Origin of the sequence: Bacillus sp. 3G2 (assembly GCF_044324725.1) — a bacterium.
Lineage (GTDB): Bacteria > Bacillota > Bacilli > Bacillales > Bacillaceae_G > Bacillus_A > Bacillus_A mobilis.
This window is the reverse complement of sequence record NZ_CP172246.1, coordinates 120,994-136,848: the sequence shown is the minus strand read 5'-3', so window position 1 is coordinate 136,848 and position 15,855 is coordinate 120,994. Positions and strand designations below refer to the sequence as shown.

The 15,855-nt window shown below is 40.9% G+C and carries 27 protein-coding genes; all 27 read right to left on the bottom strand.

Annotated elements, in window-relative coordinates; genetic code table 11:
* Nucleotides 1-31: 31 nt before the first annotated feature.
* Complete coding sequence (gene secY / locus ACHZK0_RS00770; RefSeq protein WP_000490122.1) at nucleotides 32-1,333, bottom strand: preprotein translocase subunit SecY; 1,302 nt, start codon at nucleotides 1,331-1,333, stop codon at nucleotides 32-34.
* Nucleotides 1,333-1,773, bottom strand: coding sequence for a 50S ribosomal protein L15 (gene rplO / locus ACHZK0_RS00765; RefSeq protein ID WP_000766082.1), 441 nt, complete (start codon nucleotides 1,771-1,773; stop codon nucleotides 1,333-1,335). The genes secY and rplO overlap by 1 nt, the downstream gene beginning before the upstream one ends.
* Nucleotides 1,774-1,806: 33 nt before the next feature.
* Nucleotides 1,807-1,989 (bottom strand): 50S ribosomal protein L30, encoded by a 183-nt coding sequence (gene rpmD / locus ACHZK0_RS00760; RefSeq protein ID WP_001085231.1) that lies wholly within the window; start codon nucleotides 1,987-1,989, stop codon nucleotides 1,807-1,809.
* 13 nt (nucleotides 1,990-2,002) lie between these two features.
* Nucleotides 2,003-2,503: a 30S ribosomal protein S5 gene (gene rpsE / locus ACHZK0_RS00755; protein WP_000554646.1), complete on the bottom strand. Its 501-nt coding sequence runs from the start codon at nucleotides 2,501-2,503 to the stop codon at nucleotides 2,003-2,005.
* A 21-nt stretch (nucleotides 2,504-2,524) separates the two neighbouring features.
* Nucleotides 2,525-2,887, bottom strand: coding sequence for a 50S ribosomal protein L18 (gene rplR / locus ACHZK0_RS00750; RefSeq protein ID WP_000628818.1), 363 nt, complete (start codon nucleotides 2,885-2,887; stop codon nucleotides 2,525-2,527).
* Between the two features lie 33 nt (nucleotides 2,888-2,920).
* Nucleotides 2,921-3,460: a 50S ribosomal protein L6 gene (gene rplF / locus ACHZK0_RS00745; RefSeq protein ID WP_000086555.1), complete on the bottom strand. Its 540-nt coding sequence runs from the start codon at nucleotides 3,458-3,460 to the stop codon at nucleotides 2,921-2,923.
* A gap of 32 nt (nucleotides 3,461-3,492) precedes the next feature.
* The gene (gene rpsH, locus ACHZK0_RS00740; protein WP_000245511.1) at nucleotides 3,493-3,891 is read right to left on the bottom strand and encodes a 30S ribosomal protein S8; all 399 of its coding nucleotides are present in this window, start codon (nucleotides 3,889-3,891) and stop codon (nucleotides 3,493-3,495) included.
* A gap of 29 nt (nucleotides 3,892-3,920) precedes the next feature.
* The gene (gene rpsN / locus ACHZK0_RS00735; RefSeq protein ID WP_001085700.1) at nucleotides 3,921-4,106 is read right to left on the bottom strand and encodes a 30S ribosomal protein S14; all 186 of its coding nucleotides are present in this window, start codon (nucleotides 4,104-4,106) and stop codon (nucleotides 3,921-3,923) included.
* A gap of 33 nt (nucleotides 4,107-4,139) precedes the next feature.
* Nucleotides 4,140-4,679: a 50S ribosomal protein L5 gene (rplE, locus tag ACHZK0_RS00730; RefSeq protein ID WP_001080829.1), complete on the bottom strand. Its 540-nt coding sequence runs from the start codon at nucleotides 4,677-4,679 to the stop codon at nucleotides 4,140-4,142.
* A gap of 26 nt (nucleotides 4,680-4,705) precedes the next feature.
* Nucleotides 4,706-5,017 (bottom strand): 50S ribosomal protein L24, encoded by a 312-nt coding sequence (gene rplX, locus ACHZK0_RS00725; protein WP_000558201.1) that lies wholly within the window; start codon nucleotides 5,015-5,017, stop codon nucleotides 4,706-4,708.
* Nucleotides 5,018-5,055: 38 nt separating this feature from the next.
* Nucleotides 5,056-5,424, bottom strand: a complete 369-nt coding sequence (rplN, locus tag ACHZK0_RS00720) for a 50S ribosomal protein L14 (RefSeq protein WP_000615912.1) — start codon at nucleotides 5,422-5,424, stop codon at nucleotides 5,056-5,058.
* Nucleotides 5,425-5,467: 43 nt separating this feature from the next.
* On the bottom strand, nucleotides 5,468-5,731 hold the full coding sequence (gene rpsQ, locus ACHZK0_RS00715; protein WP_000004106.1) for a 30S ribosomal protein S17: 264 nt from the start codon (nucleotides 5,729-5,731) through the stop codon (nucleotides 5,468-5,470).
* A 20-nt stretch (nucleotides 5,732-5,751) separates the two neighbouring features.
* Nucleotides 5,752-5,952, bottom strand: coding sequence for a 50S ribosomal protein L29 (gene rpmC / locus ACHZK0_RS00710; RefSeq protein ID WP_000855718.1), 201 nt, complete (start codon nucleotides 5,950-5,952; stop codon nucleotides 5,752-5,754).
* Nucleotides 5,942-6,376 carry a 50S ribosomal protein L16 gene (gene rplP, locus ACHZK0_RS00705; RefSeq protein WP_000928969.1) on the bottom strand — a complete coding sequence of 145 codons (435 nt, stop codon included), beginning with the start codon at nucleotides 6,374-6,376 and terminating at the stop codon, nucleotides 5,942-5,944. The genes rpmC and rplP overlap by 11 nt, the downstream gene beginning before the upstream one ends.
* Before the next feature lies 1 nt (nucleotide 6,377).
* On the bottom strand, nucleotides 6,378-7,037 hold the full coding sequence (gene rpsC / locus ACHZK0_RS00700; RefSeq protein ID WP_000529958.1) for a 30S ribosomal protein S3: 660 nt from the start codon (nucleotides 7,035-7,037) through the stop codon (nucleotides 6,378-6,380).
* A 3-nt stretch (nucleotides 7,038-7,040) separates the two neighbouring features.
* Nucleotides 7,041-7,382, bottom strand: coding sequence for a 50S ribosomal protein L22 (gene rplV / locus ACHZK0_RS00695; RefSeq protein ID WP_001148024.1), 342 nt, complete (start codon nucleotides 7,380-7,382; stop codon nucleotides 7,041-7,043).
* A 17-nt stretch (nucleotides 7,383-7,399) separates the two neighbouring features.
* Complete coding sequence (gene rpsS / locus ACHZK0_RS00690; protein ID WP_000124454.1) at nucleotides 7,400-7,678, bottom strand: 30S ribosomal protein S19; 279 nt, start codon at nucleotides 7,676-7,678, stop codon at nucleotides 7,400-7,402.
* Nucleotides 7,679-7,738: 60 nt separating this feature from the next.
* The gene (gene rplB / locus ACHZK0_RS00685; RefSeq protein ID WP_000511582.1) at nucleotides 7,739-8,569 is read right to left on the bottom strand and encodes a 50S ribosomal protein L2; all 831 of its coding nucleotides are present in this window, start codon (nucleotides 8,567-8,569) and stop codon (nucleotides 7,739-7,741) included.
* Between the two features lie 28 nt (nucleotides 8,570-8,597).
* Entirely contained in the window at nucleotides 8,598-8,888 is a 291-nt protein-coding gene (gene rplW / locus ACHZK0_RS00680; protein WP_001205558.1) for a 50S ribosomal protein L23, read from the bottom strand.
* On the bottom strand, nucleotides 8,888-9,511 hold the full coding sequence (gene rplD / locus ACHZK0_RS00675; RefSeq protein ID WP_001127258.1) for a 50S ribosomal protein L4: 624 nt from the start codon (nucleotides 9,509-9,511) through the stop codon (nucleotides 8,888-8,890). The genes rplW and rplD overlap by 1 nt, the downstream gene beginning before the upstream one ends.
* A 24-nt stretch (nucleotides 9,512-9,535) precedes the next feature.
* The gene (gene rplC, locus ACHZK0_RS00670; protein ID WP_000160209.1) at nucleotides 9,536-10,168 is read right to left on the bottom strand and encodes a 50S ribosomal protein L3; all 633 of its coding nucleotides are present in this window, start codon (nucleotides 10,166-10,168) and stop codon (nucleotides 9,536-9,538) included.
* A 34-nt stretch (nucleotides 10,169-10,202) separates the two neighbouring features.
* Entirely contained in the window at nucleotides 10,203-10,511 is a 309-nt protein-coding gene (gene rpsJ, locus ACHZK0_RS00665; protein ID WP_001040595.1) for a 30S ribosomal protein S10, read from the bottom strand.
* A 400-nt stretch (nucleotides 10,512-10,911) separates the two neighbouring features.
* Nucleotides 10,912-12,099 carry an elongation factor Tu gene (tuf, locus tag ACHZK0_RS00660; protein WP_001029617.1) on the bottom strand — a complete coding sequence of 396 codons (1,188 nt, stop codon included), beginning with the start codon at nucleotides 12,097-12,099 and terminating at the stop codon, nucleotides 10,912-10,914.
* Nucleotides 12,100-12,216: 117 nt separating this feature from the next.
* Nucleotides 12,217-14,295, bottom strand: a complete 2,079-nt coding sequence (gene fusA, locus ACHZK0_RS00655; RefSeq protein ID WP_262741709.1) for an elongation factor G — start codon at nucleotides 14,293-14,295, stop codon at nucleotides 12,217-12,219.
* 208 nt (nucleotides 14,296-14,503) lie between these two features.
* Nucleotides 14,504-14,974 carry a 30S ribosomal protein S7 gene (gene rpsG / locus ACHZK0_RS00650; protein WP_001137490.1) on the bottom strand — a complete coding sequence of 157 codons (471 nt, stop codon included), beginning with the start codon at nucleotides 14,972-14,974 and terminating at the stop codon, nucleotides 14,504-14,506.
* Nucleotides 14,975-15,003: 29 nt separating this feature from the next.
* A complete protein-coding gene (gene rpsL / locus ACHZK0_RS00645; RefSeq protein WP_001142341.1) occupies nucleotides 15,004-15,426 on the bottom strand; it encodes a 30S ribosomal protein S12 in 423 nt (140 codons plus the stop codon).
* A 114-nt stretch (nucleotides 15,427-15,540) separates the two neighbouring features.
* Complete coding sequence (locus ACHZK0_RS00640) at nucleotides 15,541-15,789, bottom strand: ribosomal L7Ae/L30e/S12e/Gadd45 family protein (RefSeq protein ID WP_097949121.1); 249 nt, start codon at nucleotides 15,787-15,789, stop codon at nucleotides 15,541-15,543.
* Nucleotides 15,790-15,855: the final 66 nt, after the last annotated feature.

Here is a 15,855-nt window from a genome sequence, read left to right as displayed (position 1 = left end):
GCATGTAGGGAAGACAATTCTTCCCACTTACTCACTGCTTGATAAACCCTTTGTAATGGCGTTTTACCAGTTGGCTTTCTAGCTGCTTCATTGTTTCTAAAGCAACGCCGACAACGATTAACATACTCGTTCCACCAATCTGTGCAGATGGAGGAAGATTTCCCAGTTTCGTAAAGATAACTGGTAAGATTGCAATCGCTGCTAGGAAAATTGATCCTACAAAGGTCAAACGATACAAGATTTTTGTTAGATATTGTTCCGTATTCTTACCCGGACGAATACCTGGAACATATCCACCTTGTTTGTTTAGATTCTCTGACATTTGCTCTGGATTAACCTGAACAAATGCATAGAAATATGTGAAGGCTACAATGAGCGCAACATATATAATCATTCCCACTGGGTGAGAATAGTTAAAGTTTGCAATGATCCACTGCGATACATCATGATTCGGGAAGAACTGTGCAATAGTTGGAGGCGTAATTAAGAATGAAACAGCAAAAATGACTGGAATAACACCCGCACTATTTACCTTAAGCGGTAAATGTGTGTTTTGTGCTCCAGCATGATTCCCATTCCCTCCTGTTACACGCTTCGCATATTGAATTGGGATCTTTCTAACAGCCTGTTGAATGAAAATAACACCAACAATAACCGCTAGCACAGCTAGTAAGATCAATGCAACTTTAACGATACTCATGAACAATTGATCTCCGATATTTTGAAACTGTTGTTGATACACTTGAGATATAACACTTGGGATCGCTGCGGCAATACCTCCAAAGATAAGGATGGAAATACCATTACCTACACCTTTAGATGTAATCTGTTCGCCTAACCACATTAAAAATGCAGTACCAGCAGTCAGTACCGTAGCAATGTATAAATAAGTGCTCCAACCAGGATTCAAAATTAATTGCCCACCTACCATACCGTTAAAACCGATTGACATACCAAACCCCTGAATAAACGCAAGAACAATTGTAAAGTAACGCGTAAATTGCGTTAGTTTACGACGGCCCATTTCGCCTTGCTTCGACCATTCCGAAAATTTAGGAACAACATCCATCTGCAATAATTGCACGATGATGGATGCTGTAATATACGGCATGATTCCCATCGCGAAGATGGAGAAGTTTTTCAAGGCGCCACCGCCAAATGTATTTAGGATACCTAAGGCATTTAATTGATCTTGTGCTTTCAGTACGTCTCCATTTGTAAATGGCACTGGGATAAACGTGCCAATCCTGAATACGATTAACATCGCTAAAGTGAATAATATTTTACGTCTTATCTCAGCAACGCGCATAAAGTTGGAGATTGTACGAAACATTAGATCACCTCAACTGATCCGCCAGCTGCTTCAATTGCTTCTTTAGCACTTGAAGAGAACTTGTGCGCTTTAACAGTTAGTTTTTTCTCTACTGCGCCGCTTGCAAGAATTTTAACACCGTCGTTTAACTTGCTGATAACGCCAGTTTCCAGCAATAATTCAGGTGTTACTTCTGTACCATCTTCAAAACGATTTAACGTTGTTAAGTTTACAATAGCAAACTCTTTACGGTTAATGTTTGTGAAGCCGCGTTTTGGTAAACGACGGAATAATGGAGTTTGACCACCTTCGAAGCCAAGACGAACACCGCCACCAGAACGTGCGTTTTGTCCTTTATGACCTTTACCAGCAGTTTTACCGTTACCAGAACCGATACCACGACCGACACGGTTACGTACTTTACGAGAACCTTCTGCAGGTTTTAATTCATGAAGTTTCATTCCCAGGCACCTCCTTATATTAATGAGTTATCCTTAAGCTTCTTTTACAGTTATAAGGTGAGAAACTTTGTTGATCATACCAAGAATAGCAGGAGTTTCTTCCTTAACTACAGTTGAATTCAACTTTTTAAGACCTAAAGCTTCTACCGTCGCACGTTGATCTTGTGGACGACCAATTACACTACGAGTGAGGGTAATTTCTAACTTTTTCGCCATTTGTTTTCCCTCCTTAACCTAGTAGCTCTTCTACAGATTTACCGCGTAATTTTGCAACATCTTCAGCGCGCTTAAGTTCGCTTAATCCGTTCACAGTAGCGCGAATCATGTTGATTGGTGTGTTAGAACCAAGAGATTTCGAAAGAATATCTTGTACACCAGCTAATTCAAGTACCGCACGAACAGGTCCACCAGCAATAACACCAGTACCTTCAGCAGCAGGTTTTAAGAATACTTCACCAGCTCCAAAGTGACCGTTGATTGTGTGTGGAATTGTTGTACCAACTAATGGTACAGCGATTAAGTTTTTCTTAGCGTCTTCGATAGCTTTGCGGATTGCGTCTGGTACCTCTTGTGCTTTACCAGTACCGAATCCAACATGACCGTTTTTATCGCCAACTACAACTAGTGCAGCAAAGCGGAAACGACGACCACCCTTAACAACTTTCGCGACACGATTTATCGTAACTACACGTTCTTCAAGTTCTAATTTACTTGGGTCAATGCGATGCATCAATTTTCCCTCCTTTGACCATTAAAATTGTAATCCAGCCTCACGAGCAGCTTCAGCTAGAGCTTTAACACGGCCATGGTATAAGTAACCACCGCGATCGAATACTACTTCTTTAACGCCTTTCTCTACAGCACGCTTAGCAACTGATTCTCCTACTTTCGTAGCAGCTTCAGTATTGCTAGTACCGTTAAGAGCAAGGTCTTTATCAAGAGTAGATGCACTTACTAACGTTACACCATTCACATCATCAATAACTTGAGCGTAAATATGTTGGTTAGAACGGAACACGTTTAAACGTGGACGCTCTGCAGTACCAGTAAGTTTAGCACGTACACGTGCATGTCTTTTCTTACGAGTCGCATTTTTATCAGCTTTAGTGATCATTTTCTTGTCACTCCTTTCTCTCACCTAACGGGTTTACTTAGCAGTTTTACCTTCTTTACGACGAACAACTTCGCCTTCGTAACGAATACCTTTACCTTTATATGGCTCAGGAGCACGTACAGCACGGATGTTAGCAGCAAATTCGCCAACACGTTGCTTGTCGATACCTTTGATTACGATTTTAGTTGGTGCAGGAACTTCAACTTCAAGACCTGCTTCCGGAGTCATTTCTACTGGATGAGAATAACCTACGCTTAATACAAGTTTATCACCTTGTTTTTGAGCACGGTAACCTACACCGACTAATTCAAGTCCGCGTGCGAAACCTGCAGTTACACCTTCAACCATGTTTCCGATTAAAGCACGAGTTGTACCGTGTAATGCACGGTGGTCCTTCTGTTCAGATGGACGCTCAACTGTTAATGTATTCTCTTCAATTTTGATAAGCATATCAGCATTGAAAGTACGAGTTAATTCACCTTTAGGGCCTTTTACTGTTACAGTATTGTCTTCTGCAACTGTGATAGTAACACCTGCAGGGATTTCAAGAATCTTTTTACCAATACGAGACATGTGGTCACACCTCCGTTCGTTTTAAATATATATTACCAAACGTATGCTACTACTTCTCCACCAGTTTGTAATTGACGAGCGTCTTTGTCTGTCATTACTCCCTTAGATGTAGAAACAAGAGCGATACCTAATCCGTTAAGTACACGTGGTACTTCATCAGCTTTAGCGTAAACGCGTAAGCCAGGTTTACTGATACGTTTTAATCCAGTGATTACACGTTCATTGTTTGCACCATATTTCAGGAAAATACGAAGGATACCTTGTTTGTTATCCTCGATGTATTCTACATCACGAATGAAACCTTCACGTTTTAAAAGTTCAGCGATCTCTTTTTTGATTTTAGAAGCAGGAACCTCTAATTTCTCATGACGTACCATGTTCGCATTACGGATGCGAGTAAGCATGTCTGCAATTGGATCTGTCATCACCATGTGTTTTACCTCCTTCCCATTTGTGGGTTTTACCAACTAGCTTTTTTAACACCAGGAATTTGACCTTTATATGCAAGTTCACGGAAACAAATACGGCAAAGCTTAAATTTGCGGTATACAGAATGCGGACGACCGCAGCGTTCGCAACGTGTATACTCTTGTACTTTAAACTTAGGAGTACGCTTTTGTTTCGCTATCATAGATTTTTTAGCCACGTTTTCGCCTCCTCTACTTAGCGTTGGCTTCCATTATTTTTGGAATGGCATACCGAATTGTGTTAACAGTTCACGAGCTTCTTCATCAGTTTTCGCTGTAGTAACGATTACGATGTCCATACCGCGGACTTTGCTTACTTTATCATAATCGATCTCAGGGAAGATAAGTTGCTCTTTAACACCTAATGTGTAGTTCCCACGACCATCGAATGATTTCTTAGAAACACCACGGAAATCACGTACACGTGGTAAAGAAACTGATACTAATTTGTCGAAGAATTCATACATTTGCTCGCCGCGTAAAGTTACTTTCGCACCGATTGGCATACCTTCACGAAGACGGAAACCAGCGATTGATTTTTTAGCACGAGTTACAACAGGCTTTTGACCTGCGATTTGTGTTAATTCTTCTACTGCATTGTCTAAAGCTTTTGAGTTAGATACCGCGTCACCAACACCAGTGTTGATTACGATCTTTTCGATTTTCGGTACTTCCATCACAGATTTATAGTTAAACTTGCTCACTAGAGCAGGAGTAATTTCCTTTTGGAACTTCTCTTTAAGGCGATTCAATGAAGTGACCTCCTTTCTTAAGAAAATTATTTATCTAATAATTCACCAGATTTTTTTGCAATACGAACTTTTTTACCATCTTCTACTTTGAAGCCTACGCGAGTAGGTTCACCTGTTTTAGGATCTAAAACCATAACGTTAGAAACGTGAATAGGTGCTTCTTTAGTAATAATTCCACCTTGTGGATTTAATTGAGATGGCTTAGAGTGTTTTTTAACGATGTTAACACCCTCAACGATAACACGGTTTTGCTTTGGGAAAGCCACAAGGATAACGCCTTGTTTTCCTTTGTCTTTACCAGTGATTACCTGTACTTTATCACCTTTTTTTACATGCATCTTAATTCTGCACCTCCTTAGCAAGGCAATACCTTAAATTATAGAACTTCTGGAGCTAAAGAAACGATCTTCATGAAGTTGCTATCACGTAATTCACGAGCTACTGGTCCGAAGATACGAGTACCACGTGGGCTCTTATCGTCTTTAATGATAACCGCTGCGTTTTCATCAAATTTGATGTAAGAACCGTCCGGACGACGAGCTCCGCTCTTCGTACGTACTACTACTGCTTTAACAACGTCACCTTTTTTAACAACGCCACCTGGTGTTGCTTGTTTTACCGTAGCAACGATAATATCACCGATGTTAGCATATTTACGACCAGAGCCGCCTAATACTTTAATTGTTAAAAGTTCACGTGCACCAGAGTTGTCAGCAACTTTCAAACGAGATTCTTGTTGGATCATCTTATGAAACCTCCCTTCGGACTAAAAATTCCGATTCATCTATTTAGATAATAACCGCTTCTTCAACGATTTCAACTAAACGGAAACGCTTAGTAGCAGAAAGCGGGCGAGTTTCCATGATTTTAACGATATCGCCAAGTTTCGCTTGGTTTTGCTCATCATGGGCTTTGTACTTCTTAGAATACTTAACACGCTTTCCGTACAAGGAATGAGTTTTGTAAGTTTCAACTAAAACTGTAATCGTTTTGTCCATTTTGTCAGACACAACACGACCAGTATAAACTTTGCGTTGGTTACGTTCGCTCACTATGCAAACCTCCCCTCAATTTATCGATTAATTCCGATCTCTCTTTCACGAACTACAGTTTTCATACGAGCAATTGCTTTACGCACTTCACGAATGCGAGTTGGATTCTCTAATTGTCCTGTAGCAAGTTGGAAGCGAAGATTGAACAATTCTTCCTTTAAAGCTTTAACTTTTGTTTCGATTTCGGCAGTGGTTAATTCACGAATATCATTAGTTTTCATTAGATTCACCACCATTTTCTTCACGTTTTACGAATTTACATTTCACAGGTAACTTGTGAGCTGCAAGACGTAATGCTTCGCGTGCTACCTCTTCAGATACACCCGCGATTTCGAACATAATTTTCCCAGGTTTTACTACTGCTACCCAGCCTTCTGGTGCCCCTTTACCGGAACCCATACGTACTTCTAGAGGTTTTGCAGTGTAAGGTTTAGAAGGGAAAATTTTAATCCATACTTTACCGCCACGTTTCATGTAACGAGTCATTGCACGACGAGCAGCTTCGATTTGACGGTTTGTAATCCATGAAGCAGCTTGTGCTTGTAAACCGAATTCACCGAAAGCAATTTCAGTTCCACCTTTTGCACGACCACGCATTTTACCACGATGCTCTCTACGATATTTTACGCGTTTTGGCATTAACATATTATTTTCCTCCTTCCTCAGAAGCTTTCTTTTTTGTAGGAAGGACTTCTCCACGGTAGATCCATACTTTTACGCCTAATTTACCGTATGTTGTATCAGCTTCAACTGCTGCATAGTCAATATCAGCGCGAAGTGTATGAAGTGGAACAGTTCCTTCACTGTAAGATTCTGCACGAGCGATATCAGCTCCGCCAAGACGACCAGAAACCTGTGTTTTAATACCTTTAGCACCTGCACGCATAGCACGTTGAATAACTTGCTTTTGTGCACGACGGAATGATACACGGTTTTCTAATTGACGAGCAATGTTTTCGCCTACTAATTTAGCGTTAAGATCAGCTCTCTTAACTTCTAAAATGTTGATGTGTACACGCTTGCCTGTTAATTGGTTAAGAGCTTTACGAAGTGCTTCAACTTCAGTACCACCTTTACCAATTACCATACCAGGTTTTGCAGTGTGAATTGTAACATTTACACGATTTGCTGCACGTTCGATTTCTACTTTAGCAACAGCAGAATCTTTTAAGCGTACAGTAATGTACTCACGGATTTTGATGTCTTCATGTAATAATGTAGCATAATCTTTCTCTGCGAACCAACGAGATTCCCAGTCACGGATAACGCCGACACGAAGACCAATTGGATTAACCTTTTGACCCATCGATTATCCCTCCTTCTTTTCTGATACCACAACTGTGATGTGGCTTGTGCGTTTGTTAATTTGGCTTGCACGACCCATTGCACGTGGACGGAAACGTTTCAACGTTGGACCTTCGTCAACGAAAACTTTTTCAACAACTAGGTTGTTAATATCCATCTCATAATTGTGCTCTGCATTTGCGATTGCAGATTTTAAAACTTTCTCTACAACTGGAGAAGCAGTTTTTGGTGTGTGGTTAAGGATAGCAATCGCTTCACCCACTTGCTTACCTCGGATTAAGTCTACTACTAAACGAACTTTACGAGGAGCAATACGAACTGTTCTCGCTACTGCTTTAGCTTGCATTGAAGTGCCTCCTCTCATTATCTTCTAGTTTTCTTATCGTCAGCAAGGTGACCTTTATACGTACGAGTTGGTGCGAATTCACCTAACTTATGGCCAACCATATCCTCAGTGATGTACACAGGTACGTGTTTACGACCATCATATACAGCGATTGTGTGTCCGATGAACTGAGGGAAGATTGTTGAACGGCGAGACCAAGTTTTAACAACTTGTTTTTGCTCAGATGCAACTAATTTTTCCATTTTGCTCATTAAGTGATCATCGACAAATGGTCCTTTTTTTAAGCTACGAGCCATTTTGGTGCCTCCCTTCGTGATTGGCGTACGGTTCTAGAAATGAACCGTACTACAATCCCATTATTTTTTACGACGACGAACGATGAATTTGTCAGACGCTTTGTTTTTCTTACGAGTCTTGAATCCAAGAGTTGGTTTACCCCATGGAGACATTGGAGACTTACGTCCGATTGGAGAACGTCCTTCACCACCACCGTGTGGGTGATCAACTGGGTTCATTACAGAACCACGAACTGTTGGGCGTTTACCTAACCAGCGAGAGCGACCTGCTTTACCGATCTTGATAAGTTCGTGTTGTTCGTTACCTACTTGACCGATTGAAGCGCGACAAGCAGATAATACAAGACGTACTTCACCAGAAGTTAAACGTACAAGTACGTATTTACCTTCTTTACCAAGTACTTGAGCAGATGTACCAGCAGAACGAACTAATTGTCCGCCACGACCAGGCTTAAGCTCGATGTTATGAACAACAGTACCTACTGGAATGTTGATTAATGGTAATGCGTTACCGATTTTGATGTCAGCTTCTGGGCCAGACATAACTTCCATACCTACTTCTAAGTTCTTAGGAGCAAGAATGTAACGTTTTTCACCGTCAACGTAGTTAATTAATGCGATATTCGCAGAGCGGTTTGGATCGTATTCGATCGTAGCAACGCGTCCTGGAATTCCATCTTTGTTACGCTTAAAGTCGATGATACGGTATTGACGCTTATGTCCGCCACCTTGATGACGTACAGTAATTTTACCTTGGTTATTACGACCAGCCTTCTTGCTTAAAGGAGCAAGTAATGACTTTTCTGGTCTGTCAGTCGTGATTTCAGCGAAATCATTCGTAGTCATATTACGACGACCGTTAGTAGTTGGATTATACTTTTTAATTCCCATCTCAATTTCCCTCCTTCTTTAGTAAGAATTAAACGCCTTGGAAGATTTCGATTTCTTTGCTGTCAGCAGTTAGCTTAACGATTGCTTTACGACGACGGCTAGTAAAACCAGCGTGACGACCAACGCGTTTTGCTTTCGGCTTGTAGTTCATGATGTTCACTTTTTCTACTTTAACACCAAAGATCGCTTCAAGAGCATCTTTAACTTCTGTTTTATTAGATTTAACGTCCACATCGAACGTGTATTTTTTTTCAGCCATCATTTCCATAGAACGTTCAGTGATAACTGGGCGCTTAATGATATCACGAGGATCTCTCATTATGCAAGCACCTCCTCTACTTTTTCCACTGCCGCTTTTGTCATGATTAGCTTATCATGATGAAGCACGTCTAAAACGTTTACGCCATCAGCAGTGATTACTGTTACTCCAGGGATATTGCGAGCAGATAACTCTACAGATTCGTTTGCATCAGCAGTTACGATAAGAGCTTTCTTCTCAACAGTTAATCCTTTAAGTACTGCTAGCATGTCTTTTGTTTTTGGTGCATTTAACACTAGGTCTTCAAGAACTACAATGTTGTTCTCAACTACTTTAGTAGCTAATGCAGATTTGATTGCTAAACGACGAACTTTCTTAGGAAGTTTGTACGCATAGCTTCTTGGTGTAGGTCCGAATACCGTACCACCACCACGCCATTGAGGAGAGCGGATAGACCCTTGACGAGCACGTCCAGTTCCTTTTTGACGCCATGGTTTACGACCACCACCACGAACTTCAGAACGAGTTTTTACTTTGTGTGTACCTTGACGTAAAGATGCACGTTGCATCATTACAGCTTCGAAAAGTACAGCTTCATTTGGTTCGATACCGAAAATAGCTTCAGCTAATTCGATTTCACCAACCTGTGAACCAGTTTGGTTATATACAGTAACTTTTGGCATTGGAATTCCTCCTTCCTATGTGAATTATTTGCTAACCTTCACAGCGCCTTGAACAACTACAAGAGATTTCTTAGCACCTGGAACGTTACCTTTTACTAGTAATAAGTTGCGCTCAGTGTCAACTTGAACGATTTCTAAGTTTTGGATAGTAACTTGGTCTCCACCCATACGTCCAGCAAGTTTTTTACCTTTGAATACACGGTTCGGAGCAACTGGGCCCATTGAACCTGGACGACGGTGATAGCGAGAACCATGAGACATAGGTCCGCGAGATTGTCCGTGGCGTTTGATAACACCTTGGAAACCTTTACCTTTAGAAATTCCTGTTACGTCAACGATTTCACCTGCAGCGAAAACTTCAACTTTTACCTCTTGACCAACCTCTAATCCGTCCACGTCTGCATCGCGGATTTCGCGAATGAAGCGCTTAGGAGTTGTAGATGCTTTAGCAGTGTGGCCTTGTTCAGGTTTGTTAGTTAACTTTTCACGTTTATCTTCAAATCCTAACTGGATTGCATTGTAGCCATCAGTTTCAGTTGTTTTCTTTTGAAGAACAACGTTTGGATTAGCAGCGATAACTGTTACTGGGATTAACTCACCGTTCTCAGCAAATACTTGAGTCATACCGATCTTTCTTCCTAAGATTCCTTTGGTCATGAGTTACACCTCCTACATTTTTAAGTTATATGAATTATAGTTTGATTTCGATATCTACACCAGACGGTAAGTCTAAACGCATTAATGAATCTACTGTTTGTGGAGTAGGACTCACGATATCGATTAAACGTTTGTGTGTGCGCATTTCGAATTGCTCACGAGAATCTTTGTACTTATGAACAGCACGAAGAATTGTGTAAATAGTCTTCTCAGTTGGTAATGGGATCGGACCAGAAACTGTTGCCCCAGAACGCTTAGCTGTTTCTACAATTTTCTCAGCTGATTGATCAAGAATACGGTGATCATAAGCTTTTAAACGGATACGAATTTTTTCTTTTGCCATTATTTTCCCTCCTTCGTTCGCCTATTTCTAAAATAGACCTTCTCCATGGAAATTTCCCCACACCATGCCATGGCAAAGCGGCCGGGTGTGTCAGCAACCTTCCACTTCATCGCAGTCAAAGACCAACATTGTCTATTATACAATGTTATTCGTCTAGATGCAAGCATCTTTTTGTTTGCATCTGCTTTTCTCTACTTTTGCTATTATACATGGCACTTTAAAGAATTTCAAGTTTTCATCTAACAGAATTCATTTTACAGTTTCTGGATTTTAGTTTTATTGATTTCATATTACTATAGAAGAAACTCGTCAAAACATAAAAATATTATTTCATTCATTATATAACTACAAACAAAAAACCCAAGGGAAGATCCCTTGGGTTTTTTTATATCAGTTAAGATTACTCAACGATAGTTGCAACTACACCGTAACCTACTGTACGTCCACCTTCACGAATAGAGAATTTAGTTCCCTCTTCGATAGCGATTGGAGCGATAAGTTCGATAGTCATTTCGATGTTGTCACCAGGCATTACCATTTCAGTACCTTCTGGTAATTGGATGATACCAGTTACGTCAGTTGTACGGAAGTAGAACTGAGGACGGTAGTTAGCGAAGAATGGAGTATGACGTCCACCTTCTTCTTTAGATAGTACGAAAACTTCAGCTTTGAATTTAGCGTGAGCTTTTACAGAGCCAGTTTTAGCAAGAACTTGTCCACGTTGGATGTCTTCACGAGCAACCCCACGAAGTAAAGCACCGATGTTGTCTCCAGCTTGAGCTTGGTCAAGAAGTTTACGGAACATCTCTACACCAGTTACAGTTGTAGAAGCATTTTCTTCAGCAAGACCGATGATTTCTACTACGTCACCAACTTTAACGATTCCGCGCTCTACACGACCAGTTGCAACTGTACCACGACCTGTGATAGAGAATACATCCTCGATAGGCATTAAGAATGGTTTGTCAGTTTCACGTTCTGGAGTTGGGATGTAAGCATCAACTTCAGTCATTAATTCAATGATTTTTGCTTCCCAATCAGCTTCTCCTTGAAGAGCTTTAAGAGCAGAACCTTTGATTACAGGAATGTCGTCGCCTGGGAATCCGTATTCAGATAATAGGTCGCGAACTTCCATTTCTACTAATTCTAATAATTCTTCGTCGTCTACCATGTCGCATTTGTTTAAGAATACAACGATGTAAGGAACACCTACTTGACGAGAAAGAAGGATGTGCTCACGTGTTTGAGGCATTGGGCCATCAGCAGCAGATACTACTAAGATACCGCCGTCCATTTGAGCAGCACCAGTGATCATGTTTTTAACATAGTCAGCGTGACCTGGGCAGTCAACGTGTGCATAGTGACGAGTTTCAGTTTCGTACTCAACGTGTGCAGTTGAGATTGTGATTCCGCGCTCTCTTTCTTCTGGAGCAGCGTCGATTTGATCGTATCCGCGTGCTTCAGCACCACCAGCTTTTGCAAGAACTGTAGTGATCGCAGCAGTTAATGTAGTTTTACCATGGTCAACGTGGCCGATTGTACCGATGTTAACATGGGGTTTAGAACGTTCGAATTTAGCTTTAGCCATTCTAAATTCCTCCTTAGTTTATATAGGTTATTTTATATTTAGGCTAGAAAGTGAAACTTGCGTCCCACTTTCTAAGCTTACATAAGTAGTTATACGTGAAGAATCGATAAAAATCAATTATTCACCTTTATTTTTTTTGATAATTTCTTCAGAAACAGACTTCGGTACTTCTTCATAATGATCAAATGTCATTGAGAATGTTCCGCGTCCTTGAGTGTTAGAACGTAATGCTGTCGCATAACCGAACATTTCAGAAAGTGGAACCATAGCGCGAACAACTTGTGCGTTACCGCGAGCTTCCATACCTTCTACACGTCCACGACGAGACGTTACGTCACCCATGATGTCTCCCATGTATTCTTCAGGAATTACAACTTCAACTTTCATCATTGGCTCAAGAATTACTGGGTTACATTTAGAAACCGCAGCTTTAAGTGCCATAGATGCAGCGATTTTGAACGCCATCTCAGATGAATCGACATCATGGTAAGAACCGTCAACTAATGCTGCTTTAATGTCAACTAGTGGGTAACCAGCTAGTACACCATTTTTAAGTGAGTCTTCAAGACCCGCTCCAACAGCTGGGATGTATTCACGTGGAACTACACCGCCGACGATTTTGTTTTCGAATTCAAATCCTTTACCTTCTTCGTTAGGCGCAAACTCAATCCAAACGTGACCGAATTGTCCACGTCCACCAGATTGACGAGCGAACTTACCTTCAACTTTCGCAGCAGCGCGGAAAGTTTCACGGTATGCTACCTGAGGAGCACCAACGTTTGCTTCGACTTTGAATTCACGACGCATACGGTCAACGATGATATCAAGGTGAAGTTCACCCATACCAGCGATGATAGTTTGGCCAGTTTCTTGGTCAGTGTGAGCACGGAATGTTGGATCTTCTTCAGAAAGCTTAGATAATGCTGTACCCATTTTATCTTGGTCAGCTTTTGATTTTGGTTCGATAGCTACAGAGATAACTGGCTCTGGGAATTCCATAGACTCAAGGATAACAAGGCTCTTCTCGTCACAAAGAGTATCACCAGTAGTAGTATCTTTTAAACCTACAGCAGCAGCGATATCACCAGCGTAAACTGTTGAAATCTCTTCACGGCTGTTAGCGTGCATTTGTAGGATACGACCTACACGCTCACGCTTACCTTTAGTTGAGTTTTTCACGTATGATCCAGAGTTTAACACACCAGAGTACACACGGAAGAACGTTAACTTACCAACATAAGGGTCAGTCATGATTTTGAATGCTAAAGCTGCGAATGGTTCTTCATCGCTAGACTTACGTTCGATTTCTTCATCTGTATCCGGAAGAGTACCTTTAATAGCAGGTACATCTAATGGAGATGGTAGGTAGTCGATAACTGCGTCTAACAGAATTTGAACACCTTTGTTTTTGAATGCAGAACCACAGATTACTGGGAAGAATTCTACAGAAGTTGTAGCCTTACGGATACCAGCTTTAAGCTCTTCTACAGTGATTTCTTCACCTTCTAGGTACTTCATCATCATTTCTTCATCAAGCTCAGCTACCGCTTCAATAAGCTTTCCACGGTATTCTGCAGCTAATTCTTTGTGCTCTTCAGGAATTTCAACACGTTGAATGTCTGTTCCTAAATCGTTACCGTACATGTAAGCACATTCTTCAACAAGGTCAATGATACCATTGAACTCATCTTCAGCACCGATTGGTAACTGAATTGGGTGTGCGTTTGCTTGTAAACGATCGTGGATTGTTCCTACAGAGTATAAGAAATCTGCACCGATTTTATCCATTTTGTTAACGAATACAATACGAGGTACGCCGTAAGTAGTAGCCTGACGCCAAACAGTTTCTGTTTGTGGTTCTACACCAGATTGTGCATCAAGTACTGCTACCGCGCCATCAAGTACGCGTAAAGAACGTTCTACTTCTACTGTGAAGTCTACGTGACCTGGAGTGTCAATGATGTTTACACGGTGACCTTTCCATTGTGCTGTAGTTGCAGCAGAAGTAATTGTGATACCACGCTCTTGCTCTTGCTCCATCCAGTCCATCTGAGATGCACCTTCGTGAGTTTCACCGATTTTATGAATACGCCCTGTGTAATACAGAATACGCTCAGTTGCTGTTGTTTTACCAGCATCGATGTGAGCCATGATACCAATATTACGAGTGTTTTCTAAAGAGAACTCTCTTGCCATTTGGTGTCTTGCTCCTTCCATATATGGATTGGATTTTTTTATTTTAAGTAGCAAAAAAGCCACTTTATATTGTTACACATGTCAGTATGTCCAGTACCCTCATTATGTAAAACGAGCGCCCAACGAAAGGGAGAGGCATTCTCCCTCTCCACACTTCCATAAGCGACAAATAAAGCGGTTTATGCTTACATTTATTTTACGTTGAATCCTACCAACGGTAATGAGCAAATGCTTTGTTAGCTTCTGCCATTTTATGAGTGTCTTCACGTTTCTTAACAGATGCACCAGCGTTGTTAGCTGCATCTAAGATTTCGTAAGCTAGACGCTCTTCCATAGTTTTTTCACCACGAAGACGAGCATAGTTTACTAACCAGCGAAGACCTAAAGTTGTACGGCGTTCTGGACGAACCTCAACTGGAACTTGGTAGTTAGCACCACCAACACGACGAGCACGTACTTCAAGAACAGGCATGATGTTCTTAAGAGCTTGCTCGAATACTTCCATAGGGTCTTTCTCTGAACGTTCACGAACGATATCGAAAGCGTTATAAAGAATTGTTTGAGATTTACCTTTTTTACCGTCAACCATCATTTTGTTGATAAGGCGTGTTACTAGCTTAGATTTGTACATTGGATCTGGTAACACGTCACGTTTCGCAACAGGTCCTTTACGAGGCATATTGAGTTCCTCCTTTCATTTTAAAGTTATTATTTTTTAGCAGGTTTTGGTCGCTTAGTACCATATTTAGAACGTCCTTGCATACGTTTGTCAACACCAGCTGTATCAAGCGCACCACGAACGATGTGGTAACGTACCCCTGGTAAATCCTTTACTCGACCACCGCGAATTAATACTACGCTATGCTCTTGTAGGTTATGACCGATACCTGGGATGTAAGCTGTAACTTCAATACCATTTGTTAAACGTACACGAGCGTATTTACGTAACGCTGAGTTCGGTTTCTTCGGAGTCATTGTACCAACACGAGTACATACACCACGTTTTTGAGGTGCAGAGATATCAGTTGATTTTTTCTTTAAAGAGTTAAAACCTTTGTTTAACGCAGGTGATTTAGACTTCCATACTTTATCAGTACGACCATTTCTCACTAATTGGTTAATAGTAGGCATTTGATTATCCTCCCTTCGCATGTTTGTATGACCACATATCCAGGTGGTTCATTATTAGTTGAAAACAAAGTTTTTGCAAGGAAGAGCAAATGCTCTCTCCTCACAAAAACAGTTTTAACTTATTATTCCTATTGCTGAAGCTCCCACTTGAATCCCCGAAACTTTTCCAAGCTTACGAACTGATTCAACTTTGGTTATGGGTATGTTATGTTGTAAGGCAGTGCGAATGATTATATGGGTTAACCGCATATCAGCATCTTCTGCAATAACAACTTCTTTAACTATACCATTTTTGATTGCCTCCAATGTACGTTTATGACCAACGACTACATTTTCGGCATTTGACACTTTTTGATAAGACATATAAATATCCTCCAAAGCATCATTCAGGAGCAACCTTGATTATAGTAACATTTTGCTTCATACAAT